General features: G+C 69.1%; 16 protein-coding genes. 6 read left to right on the forward strand and 10 right to left on the reverse strand.

All coding sequences use genetic code 11. The features are described 5' to 3' along the window. Positions 1–3 precede the first annotated feature (3 nt). The 5 genes from Q0818_RS07925 to Q0818_RS07945 all read right to left on the reverse strand — a co-directional run bounded on the left by Q0818_RS07925 (position 4) and on the right by Q0818_RS07945 (position 4333). Positions 4–642 (reverse strand): 3-oxoacid CoA-transferase subunit B, encoded by a 639-nt coding sequence (locus Q0818_RS07925; protein WP_298873386.1) that lies wholly within the window; start codon positions 640–642, stop codon positions 4–6. After that, the gene (locus tag Q0818_RS07930) at positions 639–1385 is read right to left on the reverse strand and encodes a 3-oxoacid CoA-transferase subunit A (RefSeq protein WP_298873388.1); all 747 of its coding nucleotides are present in this window, start codon (positions 1383–1385) and stop codon (positions 639–641) included. Before Q0818_RS07930 ends, Q0818_RS07925 begins: the two co-directional genes overlap by 4 nt. 246 nt (positions 1386–1631) lie before the next feature. Next, entirely contained in the window at positions 1632–2129 is a 498-nt protein-coding gene (locus tag Q0818_RS07935; protein WP_298873390.1) for an HNH endonuclease, read from the reverse strand. A gap of 341 nt (positions 2130–2470) precedes the next feature. After that, positions 2471–3286 (reverse strand): M23 family metallopeptidase, encoded by an 816-nt coding sequence (locus Q0818_RS07940; protein ID WP_298873392.1) that lies wholly within the window; start codon positions 3284–3286, stop codon positions 2471–2473. 348 nt (positions 3287–3634) lie between these two features. After that, positions 3635–4333 (reverse strand): metal-dependent transcriptional regulator, encoded by a 699-nt coding sequence (locus Q0818_RS07945; RefSeq protein ID WP_298873394.1) that lies wholly within the window; start codon positions 4331–4333, stop codon positions 3635–3637. 99 nt (positions 4334–4432) lie between these two features. Between Q0818_RS07945 and serC the strand changes: the two genes are divergently transcribed. Next, positions 4433–5554 (forward strand): phosphoserine transaminase, encoded by a 1122-nt coding sequence (gene serC / locus Q0818_RS07950; protein ID WP_298873396.1) that lies wholly within the window; start codon positions 4433–4435, stop codon positions 5552–5554. A 65-nt stretch (positions 5555–5619) separates the two neighbouring features. Here serC and Q0818_RS07955 read toward each other — a convergent pair whose 3' ends face one another. Both Q0818_RS07955 and Q0818_RS07960 read right to left on the reverse strand, forming a co-directional pair. Then, on the reverse strand, positions 5620–6276 hold the full coding sequence (locus Q0818_RS07955; RefSeq protein ID WP_298873398.1) for a DUF3027 domain-containing protein: 657 nt from the start codon (positions 6274–6276) through the stop codon (positions 5620–5622). Then, positions 6260–6643 carry a cold-shock protein gene (locus Q0818_RS07960; RefSeq protein ID WP_076676768.1) on the reverse strand — a complete coding sequence of 128 codons (384 nt, stop codon included), beginning with the start codon at positions 6641–6643 and terminating at the stop codon, positions 6260–6262. Before Q0818_RS07960 ends, Q0818_RS07955 begins: the two co-directional genes overlap by 17 nt. A gap of 106 nt (positions 6644–6749) precedes the next feature. Between Q0818_RS07960 and Q0818_RS07965 the strand changes: the two genes are divergently transcribed. From Q0818_RS07965 to Q0818_RS07985, 5 genes are all read left to right on the forward strand, one after another. Further along, positions 6750–7031 (forward strand): multidrug ABC transporter ATPase, encoded by a 282-nt coding sequence (locus tag Q0818_RS07965; protein ID WP_298873404.1) that lies wholly within the window; start codon positions 6750–6752, stop codon positions 7029–7031. A gap of 1 nt (position 7032) precedes the next feature. Next, positions 7033–8763 carry a helicase-associated domain-containing protein gene (locus Q0818_RS07970; protein WP_298873406.1) on the forward strand — a complete coding sequence of 577 codons (1731 nt, stop codon included), beginning with the start codon at positions 7033–7035 and terminating at the stop codon, positions 8761–8763. 47 nt (positions 8764–8810) lie between these two features. Continuing rightward, positions 8811–10460, forward strand: a complete 1650-nt coding sequence (locus tag Q0818_RS07975; RefSeq protein WP_298873408.1) for a DNA repair helicase XPB — start codon at positions 8811–8813, stop codon at positions 10458–10460. 69 nt (positions 10461–10529) lie between these two features. Then, the gene (locus Q0818_RS07980) at positions 10530–11222 is read left to right on the forward strand and encodes a response regulator transcription factor (RefSeq protein WP_076676776.1); all 693 of its coding nucleotides are present in this window, start codon (positions 10530–10532) and stop codon (positions 11220–11222) included. Between the two features lie 85 nt (positions 11223–11307). Beyond that, the gene (locus Q0818_RS07985) at positions 11308–13026 is read left to right on the forward strand and encodes a HAMP domain-containing sensor histidine kinase (protein WP_366943128.1); all 1719 of its coding nucleotides are present in this window, start codon (positions 11308–11310) and stop codon (positions 13024–13026) included. 241 nt (positions 13027–13267) lie between these two features. Here the strand turns inward: Q0818_RS07985 and Q0818_RS07990 are convergent, their stop codons facing one another. The 3 genes from Q0818_RS07990 to groL form a co-directional block, all read right to left on the reverse strand. Continuing rightward, on the reverse strand, positions 13268–13612 hold the full coding sequence (locus tag Q0818_RS07990; RefSeq protein ID WP_298873411.1) for a hypothetical protein: 345 nt from the start codon (positions 13610–13612) through the stop codon (positions 13268–13270). Positions 13613–14307: 695 nt separating this feature from the next. Then, complete coding sequence (locus Q0818_RS07995; RefSeq protein WP_298873412.1) at positions 14308–14496, reverse strand: hypothetical protein; 189 nt, start codon at positions 14494–14496, stop codon at positions 14308–14310. A 126-nt stretch (positions 14497–14622) separates the two neighbouring features. Then, positions 14623–16242: a chaperonin GroEL gene (gene groL, locus Q0818_RS08000; protein ID WP_298873413.1), complete on the reverse strand. Its 1620-nt coding sequence runs from the start codon at positions 16240–16242 to the stop codon at positions 14623–14625. Positions 16243–16413: the final 171 nt, after the last annotated feature.

Here is a 16413-nt window from a genome sequence, read left to right on the forward strand (position 1 = left end):
GGGTCAGACCTCCAGCGTCAGGCCGAGCAGGGCCTCGATCTCGGCGTGGGTGTTGTCGCCGAACAGCTCGCGCACGCGGAAGCCGGAGGCGGTGACGTCGAAGACACCGTGGTCGGTGTAGACGCGCGAGACGCAGCCGACGCCGGTGAGCGGGTAGGTGCAGGCGGCGACCAGCTTGGGCTCGCCGCCCTTGGTGAGCAGGTCGGTCATGACGTAGACGTCCTTCGCGCCGATCGCGAGGTCCATCGCCCCGCCGACCGCGGGGATCGCCCCGGGCTCCCCCGTCGACCAGTTGGCGAGATCGCCCCCGGCCGACACCTGGAACGCACCCAGCACGCACACGTCGAGGTGCCCGCCGCGCATCATCGCGAACGAGTCGGCGTGGTGGAAGTACGCCGCCCCCGCGAGCGCGGTCACGGGCTGCTTGCCGGCGTTGATGAGGTCGGGGTCGACCCGTCCGCGCGCGGGTGCCGGCCCCATGCCGAGCATGCCGTTCTCGGTGTGCAGCACGATCTCGAGGCCCTCGGGAAGGTAGTCGGCCACCAGCGTGGGAGCGCCGATCCCGAGGTTCACGATCGCGCCTTCGGGAATGTCGGATGCCACCCGCGCGGCGAGCTGCGTGCGGGAGATGCGCGTGATCATGCGGGGCCCTCCTCGGACTCCAGGGGGCGTCCTTCGATGTCGACGCCGCCGACGAAGGCGTCATCGCGGAGCCATCGACGCTCGCCGACGGCGACGACGCGGTCGACGTAGAGACCCGGGGTGACGACGCTCTCGGGGTCGAGCGAGCCCAACGGCACGATCTCGTCGACTTGCACGACGGTGGTCGTGGCGGCCGCGGCCATGATGGGGCCGAAGTTGCGCGCGGTCTCGCGGTAGACGAGGTTGCCCCAGCGATCGGCACGTCGGGCGCTGATGAGGGCGACGTCGGCGCGGATGGGGTATTCGAGCACGTAGTCGCGTCCGTCGATGCGCCGCGTCTCCTTGCCCTCGGCGAGCTGGGTCCCGAAACCGGTGGGCGTGAAGAAGCCGCCGATACCGGCTCCCGCCGCTCGGATGCGCTCGGCCAGATTGCCCTGGGGCACGAGCTCGAGCTCCACCTCGCCCGCGCGGTACAGGCGGTCGAAGACCCAGGAGTCGCTCTGCCGCGGGAACGAGCAGATCATCTTGCGCACCTGACCCGCGGCGAGCAGGGCGGCGAGGCCCGTGTCGCCGTTGCCGGCGTTGTTGTTGACGACGGTGAGCCCCGACGCCCCGTGGGCGATGAGCGCGTCGATGAGCTCGACCGGCTGGCCGGCACGACCGAAACCGCCGATCATCACGGTCGCACCGTCGCGGATGCCGGAGACGGCGGCTGCGACGTCGGAGACGGTCTTGTCGATCATGCGTCGACGTTCGTTGAGCGAACAAGCATTCGCCTAGCGTACAACGATGGTCGAGCGGAATCCAGACCCCGGATGCGGCCGCCCCGCACCGACCGACGGGTGCCGAGGCACACGGAAGGCCCGACCGGATGCGACGCACACGGAAGCAGCCCACTCGCGCGCGCACGGACAGCCCGGCCGGGTGCGGACGCACACGGAAGGCCCGGCCGAGCGAAAGCCCGGCCGGGCCGCGTCCGACGCGTCAGATCAGGCGGCCAGCGCCAGGTAGGGCTCCCACCGCGGGTCGCTCTTGTCGACGCCGCGCACCGTCCACGACGATCCGCGCGGCGGCGCGGGCACGAGTCGCAGCTCCCACCGCATCTCCTGCGGGGTGCGATCGCCCTTGATGTTGTTGCAGGCCAGGCAGCAGGCCACGAGGTTCTCCCACGTGTCCTTGCCGCCGCGAGAGCGCGGGAGCACGTGGTCGATCGTCGAGGCGGCCTTGCCGCAGTATCCGCACCGGTGCGCGTCGCGCCGCAGGACGCCGCGACGCGTGACCGGCACCTGACGCGCCCCCGGCACCCGGACGTAGCGCGTCAGGATGATCACCGCCGGGCGATCGTAGGTTCCCGCCGCCGCCCAGACGGGGTCTTCCTCGATGTGTTCGATGACCGTGGCCTTCTCGTTCATCACGAGCACGAGGGCTCGTTTGAACGACACGACCGCGAGGGGCTCGTAGCCCGCGTTCAGGACCAGTGTGCGCATTTCGCTTCCTCTCGAATGGCCGAGACGGCTTCTCGGATGTTCGACTCGCGACGACGGGTGAGGCGCAGGGGTATGAAAAAAGGCGCTGTCTAGACAGACAGCGCCTGGGTGATCGCGGCGAAGCCGCGGCATCCGAACACACGATGCCGAAGAACGAGCAGCCCGAGCGCATCCATGGTGCGGATGCGCGGGCTGGTGTTCATCGGCGGTCCCTCCGGTTCTTCCGACGTCGCTGACAGGCTAACCCACTGCGACACGCCCGGGGTCGGGTGAGGGGGGAAACGGAAAGCGGCGTGTCGGAGAACGATCGTCTCCGGCACGCCGCTTTCACGGGGAAGGGATCAGCCCGCGTTCTGCTGCAGCCACGCGTAGGGGTCGACGACCGAACCGTTGATGTGCACCTCGAAGTGCAGGTGGTTCGCGGTCGAGCTGCCGGTGGAGCCGACGAGACCGATGAGCTGACCGGCGGCGACCGTCTGGCCGGCCTGCACCTGGCGGCTGCCGTAGGTCATGTGGCCGTAGGTGGTCGACACCTTCTGGCCGTTGATCACGTGCTCGATGACGATGCCGACTCCGTAGCCGCCGTAGCTCTCGGACGACACGCTCACGACTCCCGCCGCGGCGGCGAAGATCGGCTGACCGCCGGGGGCGAGCAGGTCGACACCCTGGTGGTAGCCCGAGTCCCACAGCCCGCGGCCGAGGATGTAGCTGGTCAGCGGCCAGCGCACCTCGCCCGAGCCGGGAGCGGTCATGGTCAGGTCGACGTTCGAGACCGACGAGCTCGCGGTGGATGCCGTCTGGCGCGCACGCTCCGCGGCGGCCGCAGCGGCGGCTGCGGCGGCCTCCTCGTCCTTCTTCTTCTGGATCTCCTCCGCCGTGGTGGCGGAGTAGCTGCTGCGATCGAGGCCCTCCGCCGTCGCGTCGGAGGCGACCACGAGCGACTGGTTGTCGGGCGCCGACATCTGCTGCAGCGACATCGTCTGAGCCGCGGGCATCGTGGCCGCGTAGGCGGGGATCGCGACGGTCGCCACGAGACCAGCGACCATCGAGAGGATCACGGCACTGCGCAACGACTTCCCCCCTCGACGCCGGGCCGAGCCGGTGGGAGCGGGAGCGGTGCGGACGGCGGGTGCGGTCGCTGCGGAGCGGGACTGCATCGGGCGGCGGGTCGGTCGGGCGACCTCTGCGCGCACGCTCTTGCGAGTGGGACCCGTTGCAGGGACCTCGGGTAGGTCCGCAGCGGGATCGTTGTGTTCAGCCAAAGTTCCTCCGGCGCCTCTGCGTCTGGGACGCTGGCTCGTCAGCACTCGATGATGGGGGCACGATGTGCGGGCTTCACCCTCTGCGGACGACGAGCCGATGAGGCAAACCGCGAGGGGTCCGACGGCGGGCTTCTCGCCTGTGGACTCTCAGAGGCTACCCGAAGATAACGAACATGTCACGCTCCGCACCTGGTGATCACCCGATGCCCGGCGAAGGTTCAGCCTCGGCCGCGATCGCGCCGCTCAGGCCTCGGCGACGAGGAAGATGTGCGACGCGACCTCGACGGGGAGCTCGAGCCCCTCGTCGACGCCCTCCATCTGCACCAGCACGTACCCCTCGTTGAAGCGGAAGTCGCCACGCGCTCCGGGCAGGACGCCCGCTGCCTTCAGCTGCTGCAGCAACTCGGGGTCGACCTGCGCCGGCTCGGCGAGACGACGAACCGTGCCCGAGATCGGACCACCCGCGTCGGTGAGCTTGCGGACCAGACCGACGACACCGTCATCGAACGTGGAGCTCGCGGTGTCGCCCAGCTGGTCGAGGCCGGGGATGGGGTTGCCGTAGGGCGACTCGGTCGGGTGGCCGAGCAGCTCGACGAGTCGGCGCTCGACCTGCTCGCTCATGACGTGCTCCCACCGGCAGGCCTCGTCGTGGACGTAGGCCCAGTCGAGACCGATCACGTCGCTCAACAGGCGCTCGGCGAGTCGGTGCTTGCGCATGACGTCGACAGCCTTCTGACGCCCGTCGGCGGTCAGCTCGAGGCGTCGGTCTTCGGAGACCACCACGAGGCCGTCGCGCTCCATGCGTCCCACGGTCTGCGACACCGTCGGCCCCGAGTGGCCGAGGCGCTCGGAGATGCGCGCGCGCAGCGGCACGATCTTCTCCTCCTCGAGCTCGAGGATGGTGCGCAGGTACATCTCGGTGGTGTCGATCAGATCGGTCATTCAGGAGTCCTCGATGTCGCGCGGCAAGTCCTCCCAGCCTACCGACCCCCTCCGACACGGGCGCCGGCGCCCGAGGGGCGGGACCCTAGAATCGGACCCATGCCGCACGTGGAACTCCCCGCCGAACTCCTGCCCGCCGACGGTCGCTTCGGGTGCGGCCCCTCGAAGGTGCGCGGTGCGCAACTCGAGGCCCTCGTCACCCGCGGGGCGTCCATCCTCGGCACCTCGCATCGCCAGGCGCCCGTGAAGAACCTCGTCGCCAGCACGCGCGAGCGCCTGTCGCAGCTGTTCCGGCTGCCCGGCGGCTACGAGATCATCCTCGGCAACGGAGGGTCGACCGCCTTCTGGGATGCCGCGGCCTTCGGTCTCATCCAGAACCGCAGCCAGAACCTCGTGTTCGGCGAGTTCGGCGGCAAGTTCGCCTCCGCCGCGGCCGCCCCGTGGCTCCAGGCCCCCGACGTCCGCAAGGCGGAGCCCGGCACCCGCACCGTCGCCGAGGTCGTCGAGGGCGTCGACGTCTACGCGTGGCCCCACAACGAGACCTCGACCGGCGTGTCCGCCCCGGTGGTGCGCGTCGCGGGCGGCGCGGGAGCGCTCACCGTGATCGACGCCACGAGCGCTGCGGGCGGCATCGACTTCGACGTGACGCAGGCCGACGTCTACTACTTCGCCCCGCAGAAGAACCTCGGCTCCGACGGCGGCCTGTGGTACGCCGCCGTGTCGCCCGCCGCGATCGAGCGCATTGAGAGCATCGCGGCATCCGACCGCTACATCCCCGAATTCCTGAGCCTGAAGAACGCACTCGACAACTCGCGCTTGCAGCAGACCCTCAACACCCCGGCTCTGGCCACCCTGCTTCTGCTCGACGAGCAGCTGGGCTGGATCCTCGACAACGGCGGCCTGACGTGGGCGGGCGCCCGCACCGCGGAATCGTCGTCGGCGCTGTACGACTGGGCGGATGCCAGCACGGTCGCGACCCCGTTCGTCGCCGACCCGGCCGACCGCTCCCCCGTCGTCGTGACGATCGACTTCGACGACAGCATCGACGCCGCGGCGATCGCGAAGAGCCTGCGCGCCAACGGCATCGTCGACACCGAGCCCTACCGCAAGCTCGGCCGCAACCAGCTGCGGGTGGCGACGTTCGTCTCGATCGAGCCCGACGACGTCCGCCGTCTCATCGGGGCGATCGACTACACGATCGAGCGCCTGCCCGGCGCCTGAACCCGACACGACGAAGGCCGCCTCGCATCACGCGGGGCGGCCTTCGTCGTGTCGGGAGCGATGCGTCAGTAGCTGCGGTCGCCCTCGTCGCGATCGTCGTCGTCATCGCTGTCGTCGTCGTCATCGCGATCGTCGTCATCGGCGTCGCTGTCGTCGTCGTCGGCGGCATCCGAGTCCTCGGCATCCGAGTCCTCGTCGCCCGACCGCTGGTCGACCGCGTGGTCCGCGTCGAGCTCGTCGATGTCGACGCCGTCGAGGTCGCCGGCGTGGAAACGGGCCTTGGGCTCGTCCTCCTCGTCGTCGTCCTCCTCGTCGTGCTCGTCCTCGGGGTCGTCGTCGATGTCGTCGTCATCCGCGTCGGCGTCGTCGGTTGCAGCGGCGGCCTGGGCCGCCTGGTACTCGGCGAGTCGCGTCGCCCACGGCACCCAATCGGGGGCGAGCAGCGCTCCGTCACCGGGTAGCAGCTCGACCTCGAGCACGGTCGGCTCCGACTCCTCGACGACGGCCACGCTCACCGTCCAGAACCAGCCGGGATACCCAGACAGGCGCGTGTGGAAGCGGAGCGAGACGACGCCGTCGTCTTCGAGCGCGTACCCCGCGGCGGGGCCGACGGTGTCGGCGGGGGTGATCTCGTGCAGGGCCGCGAGCGCGAGGTCGTGCGCTCCGGTCAGGCGCTCGTCGGCGACCTGCGCGGGCTCCCCCTGCTCAGGCTTCGAAGTCATCGGCGACCTTGCGCAGGACAGCGGCGATCTTCTGGGCGTGCGGACCGTTGGGGTATCGACCGCGACGCAGGTCGCCGCCGATGCCGTCGAGGAGCTTGACGAGGTCTTCGACGATGATCGCCATGTCGTCGGCCGGCTTGCGCGAGCGCTTCGAAAGGCTCACCGGGGCGTCCAGCACGCGCACCGACAGCGCCTGGAGACCGCGCTTTCCGTCGGCGACACCGAACTCGAGGCGCGTCCCGGCCTTGGGAGCGGGGGTTCCGGCGGGCAGAGCCGTGGCGTGCAGGAACACGTCCTGGCCGTCATCGGTGCTGATGAAGCCGAAGCCCTTCTCGTCGTCGTAGAACCTGACCTTGCCGGTGGGCATGGACACCTCGCTGGATATGTGCGCGAATGCGCGGCGGAACGCGGGAACCGAGCGGATCCCGGTCTTCCAGACTACGACACCGGCGCCAGGCAGTAGGCTGAGCGCGATGAGCACCCGCACCACCGGCGGCAGTACGCCGGGCGACGACGTTCCCGTCCGACGCATCGACCGCATCCTGGCGTTCATGTCGCTGGGGCTGCTCGTGCTGTCGATCGTCTGCTTCTTCGCGATCATCGTGGGCTCCAGCGCCGGTGCCGACATGGGCTCGGGCCTCTGGCCGACGATCGGTGTCATCGTCTACATCGCGCCCCCGGTCGCGTTCGGGTGCCTGCTCGCCGTGCTCATCATGAGCTTCGTCCGAAGGGCGCGGGCCAACAAGGCCCGCTGACGTGCCCGAGACCTCCGCACAACGCGCTCTGGCGGTCTCGTTGAGCGCGCGCGACGACGCCGACCTCACGCGGTTGTTCGCCGGACGGCACGTGTCGCCCTCGAGCCCGTGGCGCGACATGTTCGACGCCGCCGAGGCACTGCTCGACCCCGCCTCGGTCGCCCGCGAGCTCCCCGCTCTCACGCGCGACGAAGCGGTCGCACTCACCAATGCCGTCGGCGGCACTCCAGCAACCGGCGCCGCGCGCGACGCGCTGGCGGCGCACGCCCTGGTCGGTGACGACGGCATCCCGTTCCCGAGTGTCGTCGTTGCGGTGCGCGAGGCGCTCCCCGGCGGGCTTCCCGACCCTCAGCCCGCGTCGGCGCCCGCCGCATCCGCGGAGACGGCGGCGGCGGCCGCGGAAGCCGCCTTCACCAATGCGGCCTCGGTCGCCGACATCCTCATGCTCACGCTCGAATCCCCCCTCGGCCGGATCGGGTCGGGTTCGCTGGGCGCCACGGAGCGGCGCCGTCTCGTCGACGCGGGGGCGGTCAGCACCGCTGCGGAAGCCAATCTGCTGGTCGGACTCGCCGCCGACGTGGGCCTGCTGGGGGCGAACGACCGGGCGTGGCTGGTGTCGCAGCACGGACGCGAATGGCTGCGCCTGCCGACGCTCGAGCGCTGGAGCCGCACGGCTGAGGCGCTGCGCGACGCGCTCCCCCGCGCGTATCGCAGTGACGGCGGAGGCTGGATCCCCACCGAGCGCTGGGCGGACGCCACCCCCTTCGACCCCGACGGACCCGAGCGCGCGACGGTGTGGATCCGGCGGCTGGTGCGCTGGGGCCTCCTCGACGCGGCAGGACGCGTGGCTCCGTGGGCCGTGCCCCTCGCGGCCGGAGGCGAGCTCGACACCTCCGCACTGAAGGAGCTGCTGCCCCCCGAGGTCGACCGCGTCTACCTGCAGAACGACCTGACGGCGATCGCTCCCGGCCCCCTGGCACCCCACCTCGACGTGCGACTGCGCACGATGGCGGCGCGCGAGTCCCGCGCGCAGGCGTCGAGCTACCGCTTCAGCGCCGGCACCGTGGGCGCGGCGATCACCGCGGGCGAGACCGCGGACTCGCTCCGGGCGTTCCTCACCGACATCTCGCTGACGGGCCTCCCGCAGCCGCTCGCGTACGTCATCGAGCGCACGTCCGCCGAGCACGGCCGCGTGCGCGTGGGCGTCGACGCCGACACATCGCTCACGCGGGTGACGACCGATGACGAGACGCTGCGACGCTCGATGGAGGTCGACCAGTCGTTGCGCTCGATCGCCCTGGCGCGCGACGACGGCGACGACCTCGTCTCCCACGTGTCGGCCGACGTCGTGTTCTGGGCGCTCACCGACGCGCACTATCCCGCGGTCGCCGTCGACGCGCACGGCCGGCCGCGCGCACTCGAGCGCGCGAAGCTCGCCGGAGCCGAGCAGCCGGCATCCGATCCCGACGAGGTCTACGCCCCGCTCCTGGAGCGCCTGCGCAACGGCGCCCAGGACTCGGATGCCGCGTGGCTCGAGCGCGAGCTCGACCAGGCGGTGCGCGCCCGCGCCGTCGTCGACGTGACCGTGCGGCTGCCCGACGGGTCGGCGCGCGTGTTCCGCCTCGAGGCGACCGGACTCGGCGGCGGACGCCTGCGCGGCCGCGACCGCGCGGCCGATGTCGAGCGCACCCTCCCCCTCTCGCACATCGACGGGGTCGCCCCGGTCGACTGAGACCCGCGAACGCCGGGTCGCTCGCGACCCCGGTAGACTCGAACGCTATGTCTGACGGCCCCTTGATCGTGCAGAGCGACCGCACCGTCCTCCTCGAGGTCGCGCACCCCCAGGCGGAGACGGCGCGGCACGAGCTCGCGGTCTTCGCCGAGCTCGAGCGCGCACCCGAGCACATCCACACGTACCGCATCACGCGCCTGGGCCTGTGGAACGCCCGCGCGGCCGGCCACGACGCCGACGCGATGCTCGAGACGCTCGACACGTGGTCGCGATTCCCCGTCCCCGCCTCCGTGAGCACCGACATCCGCGAGACGGTCAACCGCTACGGACGCCTGGTCATCGAACGCAACGATGACAAAGAGCTCGTGCTGCGCTCCACCGATGCGGCGGTGCTGAGCGAGGTGTCGCGCAACAAGCGCATCGCGCCCCTGCTGATCGGGCACCCGACCCCCGACAGCTTCATCGTCGACGCCTGGGCCCGGGGCCACATCAAGCAGGAGCTGCTGAAGATCGGCTGGCCCGCGGAAGATCTCGCCGGCTACACCCCGGGCACTCCGCATCCGATCGACCTCGCCGAAGACGGGTGGAGCCTGCGGCCGTACCAGCGCCAGGCCGTCGATTCGTTCTCGGAGGGCGGTTCCGGCGTCGTCGTGCTCCCCTGCGGTGCGGGCAAGACCCTCGTGGGCGCGGGGGCCATGGCCGACACCCGCACGACGACCCTGATCCTCGTCACCAACACCGTCAGCGCACGGCAGTGGCGCGACGAGCTGTTGCGCCGCACGACCCTGACCCCGGAGGAGATCGGCGAGTACTCCGGTCAGGTCAAGGAGATCAAGCCCGTCACGATCGCGACGTACCAGATCCTCACCGCCAAGCGGAAAGGCCAGTACGCCCACCTCGCCCTGCTCGACGCCCTCGACTGGGGTCTCGTGCTCTACGACGAGGTGCACCTGCTCCCGGCGCCGGTCTTCAAGCTGACCGCCGACCTCCAGGCGCGCCGGCGTCTCGGCTTGACGGCGACGCTCGTGCGCGAGGACGGTCGCGAGGGCGACGTGTTCAGCCTCATCGGCCCCAAGCGCTTCGACGCGCCGTGGAAGGAGATCGAGGCCCAGGGCTTCATCTCCCCCGCCGCCTGCTACGAGGTGCGCATCGACCTGCCCGCCGACGAACGCCTCGAATACGCCGCGGCCGCCGATGAGGACCGCTACCGACTCGCGGCGACCGCCCCCGCCAAGATCGACGTCGCCCGTCGCCTGGTCGAGCGGCATCCGGGTGAGCGCGTCCTGGTGATCGGACAGTACCTCGACCAGATCGACGAACTGGCCGAGGCCCTGAACGCCCCGCAGATCACCGGCTCGACCCCCATCCCCGAGCGCGAGGAACTGTTCCAGGGCTTCCGCGACGGCAGCATCCCGCTGCTGGTGGTGTCGAAGGTCGCCAACTTCTCGGTCGATCTGCCCGAAGCCTCGGTCGCGATCCAGGTCTCGGGCTCGTTCGGCTCGCGTCAGGAGGAGGCCCAGCGCCTCGGACGCCTGCTGCGACCCAAGCAGTCGAACCACACGGCGAGCTTCTACACGCTGATCGCGCGCGACACCGTCGACCAGGATTTCGCGCAGAATCGCCAGCGCTTCCTGGCCGAACAGGGCTACGCGTACACCATCCTGGATGCCGACGGGATCGACGCCGCGGCCGCCTGACGCATACCAGCACGCGGCTTTCCGTTCCATATCCAGGACATTGCTGGGTCGGATCACGATAATGAGGGGATGACAGCTCCTCGCATCCTCGTCGTGGACGACGAACCGAACATCCGCGACCTGCTCATCACGAGCCTGCGCTTCGCCGGTTTCCAGGTGCGAGCCGTGGCCAACGGCGCGCAGACGATCTCGGCCGTGCTCGAAGAAGAACCCGATCTCATCGTGCTCGACGTGATGCTGCCCGACATGAACGGCTTCAGCGTCACCAAGCGTCTGCGCGGAGCCGGGTACACCGCACCCATCCTCTTCCTCACCGCGAAGGACGAGACCGAGGACAAGATCGAGGGGCTCAACGCCGGGGGCGACGACTACGTCACGAAGCCCTTCAGCCTCGACGAGATCGTCGCCCGCATCCAGGCGATCCTGCGCCGCACGATGCAGGCCGACGAGGAGTCGATCATCCGCACGGGCGAGCTGACCATGGACCAGGACACCCACGACGTCAGCGTCGGCGACGTGTCGATCGATCTGAGCCCCACGGAGTTCAAGCTCCTGCGCTACCTCATGCTCAACCCCAACCGCGTGCTGTCGAAGGCGCAGATCCTCGACCACGTCTGGGAGTACGACTTCAACGGCGACGCCGGCATCGTCGAGAGCTACATCTCCTACCTGCGTCGCAAGATCGACCCGCACTCCTCCGAGCCGCTCATCCAGACCAAGCGCGGCTTCGGCTACATGCTGAAGTCGGGCAAGAGCGCCTGAGCGGAAGGCATCAGTCCTGTCACCCTCCGACGATGCCCTGACGCGCTGGTGGCGGGGTCTGAGCCTACGGACCAAGGTCACCGGCGTGACCGTCGCGCTCCTCGCGATCGGCCTGTTCACCGCGGGCATCGGCACCATGGTGTTCCTGCGCACCACGCTGGTGAACAACCTCGATGAGCAGCTGGCCCAGCAGGCGGCGGGCAGCATCGCCAACAGCATCTTCACCACGACGCCTGTCGAGGGCGGCATCGAGTTCACTCAGGTCGAGAACGCCCCGCAGATCGGGTCGATGGTCGTGGTCTACGGGCCCGACGGTCGACGCGAGGCCTTCTACAACGGCACGTCGTCGAAGGTGCTGCCGCAGCTGCCCGACACTTTCACGGTGGAGCAGACGTACGGCCAGATCGATCGGCGCATCGAGCTGGAAGACCCCGATTCCGGGGCGCACTTCCTCGCGCGCGTCGGCGTCCTCCAAGTGCCGGGCAACCCCGGGGTCTACACGCAGATGGTGGTGCAGCCCCTGGCGCCCACCGACCGGATCGTCGCGGCGTACCTCGGCATCTACGCCTTCGTGGCGCTGCTCATCCTCATCGCCACGGCCCTGCTCACGCGGTGGCTGGTGACGCTGGCCTTCCGCAACCTCCGCCAGGTCGAGACGACGGCGATGGACATCGCCGCGGGCGACTTCAGTCAGCGTCTCACCGACATCGTGCCCGACACCGAGGTGGGGCGGCTCAAGACCGCCATCAACGCCATGCTCGCGCGCATCGACGGCGCGCTCGGGCAGCGGGATGCCACGGTGCGGCAGATGCGTCGGTTCATCGGCGACGCGAGCCACGAGCTGCGCACGCCGCTCGTGACCATGCGCGGCTACGCCGAGCTGTACCGCATGGGCGCGATCCGCTCCGATGAGGATGTCGCCCAGTCGATGGAGCGCATCGAGAAGGAGGCGATCCGCATGGGCGCGCTCGTCGAAGACCTCCTCGCCCTCGCCCGCCTCGACGAGCGTCGCGACGTCTCGATCACCGAGCTCGACCTGCGGCCCATCGCGCGCGATGCGGCTCTCGACCTACGCGTGACCTCCCCTCAGCGCGAAGTGACCGTCGATGACACCACGTCGCGCGGCCCCCTCGTGCTGCCCACCATCACCCTCGACCCGCTGCTCGATTCGGGCGGCCACCCCGCCGAGGCCGCGACCCGCCGCCGCGCGGCTCCCTCGACGTCGGCCATGGCGATCGCTGGAGCCACGCTGTCGCGCCTGCGCCGTCGGCAGAAGGATGCCGCCGACCCGGCCGCCACGACGGGGGACGCCCCCGTGACGCCACCGGCCGGCCTCACGCGCTCCGCCCCGCGACTCGCGCCGATCGTCCTCGGCGACGAGAACAAGGTGCGCCAGGTGGTGGCCAACCTCTTGGGCAACGCGCGTCGCTTCACCGCCGACGACTCCCCCATCGGCCTGCGCATCGGAGTGGATGCCGAGAACGACATGGGCTGGATCGAGATCATCGACCACGGAGAGGGCGTCCCCGAGCAGATCCGCGATCAGATCTTCCAGCGTTTCTGGCGCGCCGATACCTCGCGCACGCGCGAGACCGGTGGGTCGGGTCTGGGGCTGTCGATCGTGGCATCCATCGTCGATCTGCTGCACGGCACGGTCGAGGTGGTCGATACGCCGGGCGGAGGCGCGACCTTCCGCGTCTCGCTGCCTCTGGCCGACCGCCGCGATGCGCAGGAGCACGCGCTCATCGAGACGCAGCCCCTGGAGCGCCTTCCCGACGACTACCGGCCCGATTCCGACACCTGACGGCCCGGACGCGCAGGGCATTCGTGCGAGCGGAGTCGGAATGACACGTCGAAGCATTCTCCGTCGACGTTGACGCACGTCAAACGCCACGTCTGACCGAGCGAATTGCGCAAGGCCGCGAGAGCAGGCTCTTCGAGTTCCGGATGCCGTGCGGTGCTCGAAAAATTCTGGAGTAACGGGGACGAAGGGTCCAGATGCAGGCTCCCCACGCGAGACCCCTGCTGCTTTCTCCGAGCCTTCGTCATAGCCCAAGAGTGCGTCGCAACTCTGCGCCGAAGTCGCGGGTAACGCGCTCCGACTCCGCCTTTTCGGCGGGAGTCATACTGACCCCCGGACGATGACCGTGTCGTACCTGACGGAGGATGAAGTCGCACGCCTCGGCTTCGGAAGGGAATCGCGCGAGCTCCGACCACTGTCCCCGATCTTGCGCGCCCACGATGAACAATGCCCCTTCCTCGCGAAGAATCAGATCGCCCATCACAGGGTCGCCGTCGCCCACTCGCGGGTGCTGAGGACTCGAAACTGCGGCGGAGCCGAACTCTTCACGAAGCAGACCACACAGGTCGTCGAAGGTCAGGTTCTGCATGCTCAGTTCTCGACTCTCGTTAGGGCCCATGGAATCGTTTGCACGCGGAGGGCGCCCTCAAGGCCACGACCAATTGCAATCTTGAGAACGTTCCGAGCAGTATCCGTCATTCCTGAGGGCCTCAGGGAACCCGCTGACACGCTGCGGGGAAGCTCTGCAATCAGTCAGCGCCAGGTCCAGCTGAGCAGATCACGCAACGCCTTGATCCCCGGTTCGCCGAGCTCCGGGCGGCCTGCGGCCACAGCACGTGCTTCTCTATCGGCCCATGGCATGAGGTCGGCGGCATCCGCCCCTGGTCGGATCGCGTCGAGTTCCGCGATGATCTCTTGTACTCGAGCGCGTAGTGCGGGGTCAGATACCCGCCGCTACTGCCGAAATGTCATCGCGCGGGGCAAGCGCACCGTCTCGGCCGATGTATTGAACGATGGCGTCACTGAGGATTGCACCATCGAACGAAGACATGGATTACCTCCTTGGTGACCGCGTCGTGAACCGTGATGGATCGGATGTTCGGATTTCGAACGAGCGATGGAAACTCGATCTCATTCCAGACCGAATCGGGCCGAACGTCTCCCAGCACCGCGCGGACATCCCCCGACGCCATCTCCGCAAGGTTGCGCGAAACGTTTCGCCACGTAGCCTTTGTCGCAGGATCCAGCCAGTCGGTCGGCATCTGGTCGGTGAGGCCCTGCCTGTCAATGAGCTGTTCCGGCATCCACCGTCACCGACACCTCGCGACGGGGCGCCGTCGCCGTCGCCCGCACCGCGTCGATATCGACCTGCACCTGCTGCGCACGCTCGGCTCGGAGCTGCGCCTCGGCGACCTGCTGCTCGATCCGCGCGATCGCCGCCTCCGCCTCACGAGAAGAGGACAGATCACTCATTCGACCGAGCGTAGTCGGAGGCTGCGGGCGGCGGAGGCCGGATAAGAGAACTCTTATTCGAGTCCGGCCCGTGAACGAAGAACGCCCCCTCCCGGAGGAGGGGGCGTTCTCAGGCGTCAGCGTGGATCAGAAGTCCATGCCACCGGTCGGGTCGCCCGCGGGAGCGGCGGCCTTCTCCGGCTTGTCGGCGACGACGACCTCGGTCGTCAGGAACAGACCGGCGATGGATGCCGCGTTCTGCAGCGCAGAGCGGGTCACCTTGGCGGGGTCGATGATGCCCTGTGCGAACAGGTCACCGTACTCGCCGGTGGCGGCGTTCAGGCCGTGACCGACGGGCAGCTCCGCGACCTTGTTGGCAACGACGCCGGGCTCGAGACCGGCGTTGAGCGCGATCTGCTTGAGCGGGGCCTCGATCGCGACGCGCACGATGTTGGCACCCGTGGCCTCGTCACCGGTGAGGTTGAGGTCACCGAGGGCGTTCTTGCCGGCCTGGATGAGCGCGACGCCACCACCGGCGACGACGCCCTCTTCCACAGCTGCCTTGGCGTTTCGCACGGCGTCTTCGATGCGGTGCTTGCGCTCCTTGAGCTCGACCTCGGTCGCGGCTCCGGCCTTGATGACGGCGACGCCACCGGCGAGCTTCGCGAGGCGCTCCTGGAGCTTCTCGCGGTCGTAGTCGCTGTCGGTGTTCTCGATCTCGCGGCGGATCTGGGTCACGCGACCCTCGATCAGCTCCGACTCACCGGCACCCTCGACGATCGTGGTCTCGTCCTTGGTGATGATGACCTTGCGCGCACGGCCGAGCAGGTCGACGGTCGCGTTCTCGAGCTTGAGGCCCACCTCTTCGGTGATGACCTGGCCGCCGGTGAGGATCGCGATGTCCTGCAGCTGCGCCTTGCGACGGTCGCCGAAGCCGGGAGCCTTGACGGCGACCGACTTGAAGATGCCGCGGATCTTGTTGAGCACGAGCGTCGCGAGAGCTTCGCCCTCGACGTCCTCGGCGATGATGAGGAGCTCCTTGCCCTCCTGGATCACCTTGTCGACGATCGGCAGAAGGTCCTTGATGTTGGAGATCTTCTGGTTCGCGATCAGGATGTACGGGTCTTCGAAGACCGCTTCCTGACGCTCGGGGTCGGTGACGAAGTAGGGGTTGATGTACCCCTTGTCGAAGCGCATGCCCTCGGTGAGCTCGAGCTCGGTGCCGAAGGTGTTGCTCTCCTCGACGGTGACGACGCCTTCCTTGCCCACCTTGTCGATGGCCTCGGCGATGAGCTCGCCGATCGCGGGGTCGGCGGCGGAGATCGACGCGGTCGCGGCGATCTGCTCCTTGGACTCGACCTCCTTGGCGGAAGCGAGGAGCTCGTCGGTGACGGCCTTGACGGCCTTCTCGATGCCCTTCTTCAGGCTGATGGGGTCGGCGCCGGCGGCGACGTTGCGCAGGCCCTCGCGAACGAGCGCCTGGGCGAGAACGGTGGCCGTGGTGGTGCCGTCACCCGCGACGTCGTCGGTCTTCTTGGCGACCTCCTTGACCAGCTCGGCGCCGATCTTCTCGTACGGGTCGTCGAGCTCGATCTCCTTGGCGATCGAGACACCGTCGTTCGTGATCGTGGGGGCGCCCCACTTCTTCTCGAGCACGACGTTGCGACCGCGGGGGCCCAGGGTCACCTTGACGGCGTCGGCCAGCGTGTTGAGGCCGCGCTCGAGACCGCGGCGGGCCTCTTCGTCGAAAGCGATGATCTTTGCCATAAGTGTGTCGTCCCTCCCGGACGGGTGACTTCCAGATTTTGGCACTCGACGAAAGCGAGTGCTAATTCATTCTGGCACTCGCCCCTGGGGAGTGCAAGCCGCGACACTGTCGCGAGACGACGAACGCCGTGGCATCCACGAGAGGGATGCCACGGCGTTGAAGCCAGCGGA

The organism is uncultured Microbacterium sp., assembly GCF_947489255.1.
Taxonomy (GTDB): domain Bacteria; phylum Actinomycetota; class Actinomycetes; order Actinomycetales; family Microbacteriaceae; genus Microbacterium; species Microbacterium phycohabitans.

Excerpts from the sequence above, each read along its gene's own strand:
- Q0818_RS07925 (WP_298873386.1), bottom strand. The coding sequence starts at position 642 with ATGATCACGCGCATCTCCCGCACGCAGCTCGCCGCGCGGGTGGCATCC.
- Q0818_RS07930 (WP_298873388.1), bottom strand. The coding sequence starts at position 1,385 with ATGATCGACAAGACCGTCTCCGACGTCGCAGCCGCCGTCTCCGGCATC.
- Q0818_RS07935 (WP_298873390.1), bottom strand. The coding sequence starts at position 2,129 with ATGCGCACACTGGTCCTGAACGCGGGCTACGAGCCCCTCGCGGTCGTG.
- Q0818_RS07940 (WP_298873392.1), bottom strand. The coding sequence starts at position 3,286 with ATGCAGTCCCGCTCCGCAGCGACCGCACCCGCCGTCCGCACCGCTCCC.
- Q0818_RS07945 (WP_298873394.1), bottom strand. The coding sequence starts at position 4,333 with ATGACCGATCTGATCGACACCACCGAGATGTACCTGCGCACCATCCTC.
- serC (WP_298873396.1), top strand. The coding sequence starts at position 4,433 with ATGCCGCACGTGGAACTCCCCGCCGAACTCCTGCCCGCCGACGGTCGC.
- Q0818_RS07955 (WP_298873398.1), bottom strand. The coding sequence starts at position 6,276 with ATGACTTCGAAGCCTGAGCAGGGGGAGCCCGCGCAGGTCGCCGACGAG.
- Q0818_RS07960 (WP_076676768.1), bottom strand. The coding sequence starts at position 6,643 with ATGCCCACCGGCAAGGTCAGGTTCTACGACGACGAGAAGGGCTTCGGC.
- Q0818_RS07965 (WP_298873404.1), top strand. The coding sequence starts at position 6,750 with ATGAGCACCCGCACCACCGGCGGCAGTACGCCGGGCGACGACGTTCCC.
- Q0818_RS07975 (WP_298873408.1), top strand. The coding sequence starts at position 8,811 with ATGTCTGACGGCCCCTTGATCGTGCAGAGCGACCGCACCGTCCTCCTC.
- Q0818_RS07980 (WP_076676776.1), top strand. The coding sequence starts at position 10,530 with ATGACAGCTCCTCGCATCCTCGTCGTGGACGACGAACCGAACATCCGC.
- Q0818_RS07990 (WP_298873411.1), bottom strand. The coding sequence starts at position 13,612 with ATGCAGAACCTGACCTTCGACGACCTGTGTGGTCTGCTTCGTGAAGAG.
- Q0818_RS07995 (WP_298873412.1), bottom strand. The coding sequence starts at position 14,496 with ATGAGTGATCTGTCCTCTTCTCGTGAGGCGGAGGCGGCGATCGCGCGG.
- groL (WP_298873413.1), bottom strand. The coding sequence starts at position 16,242 with ATGGCAAAGATCATCGCTTTCGACGAAGAGGCCCGCCGCGGTCTCGAG.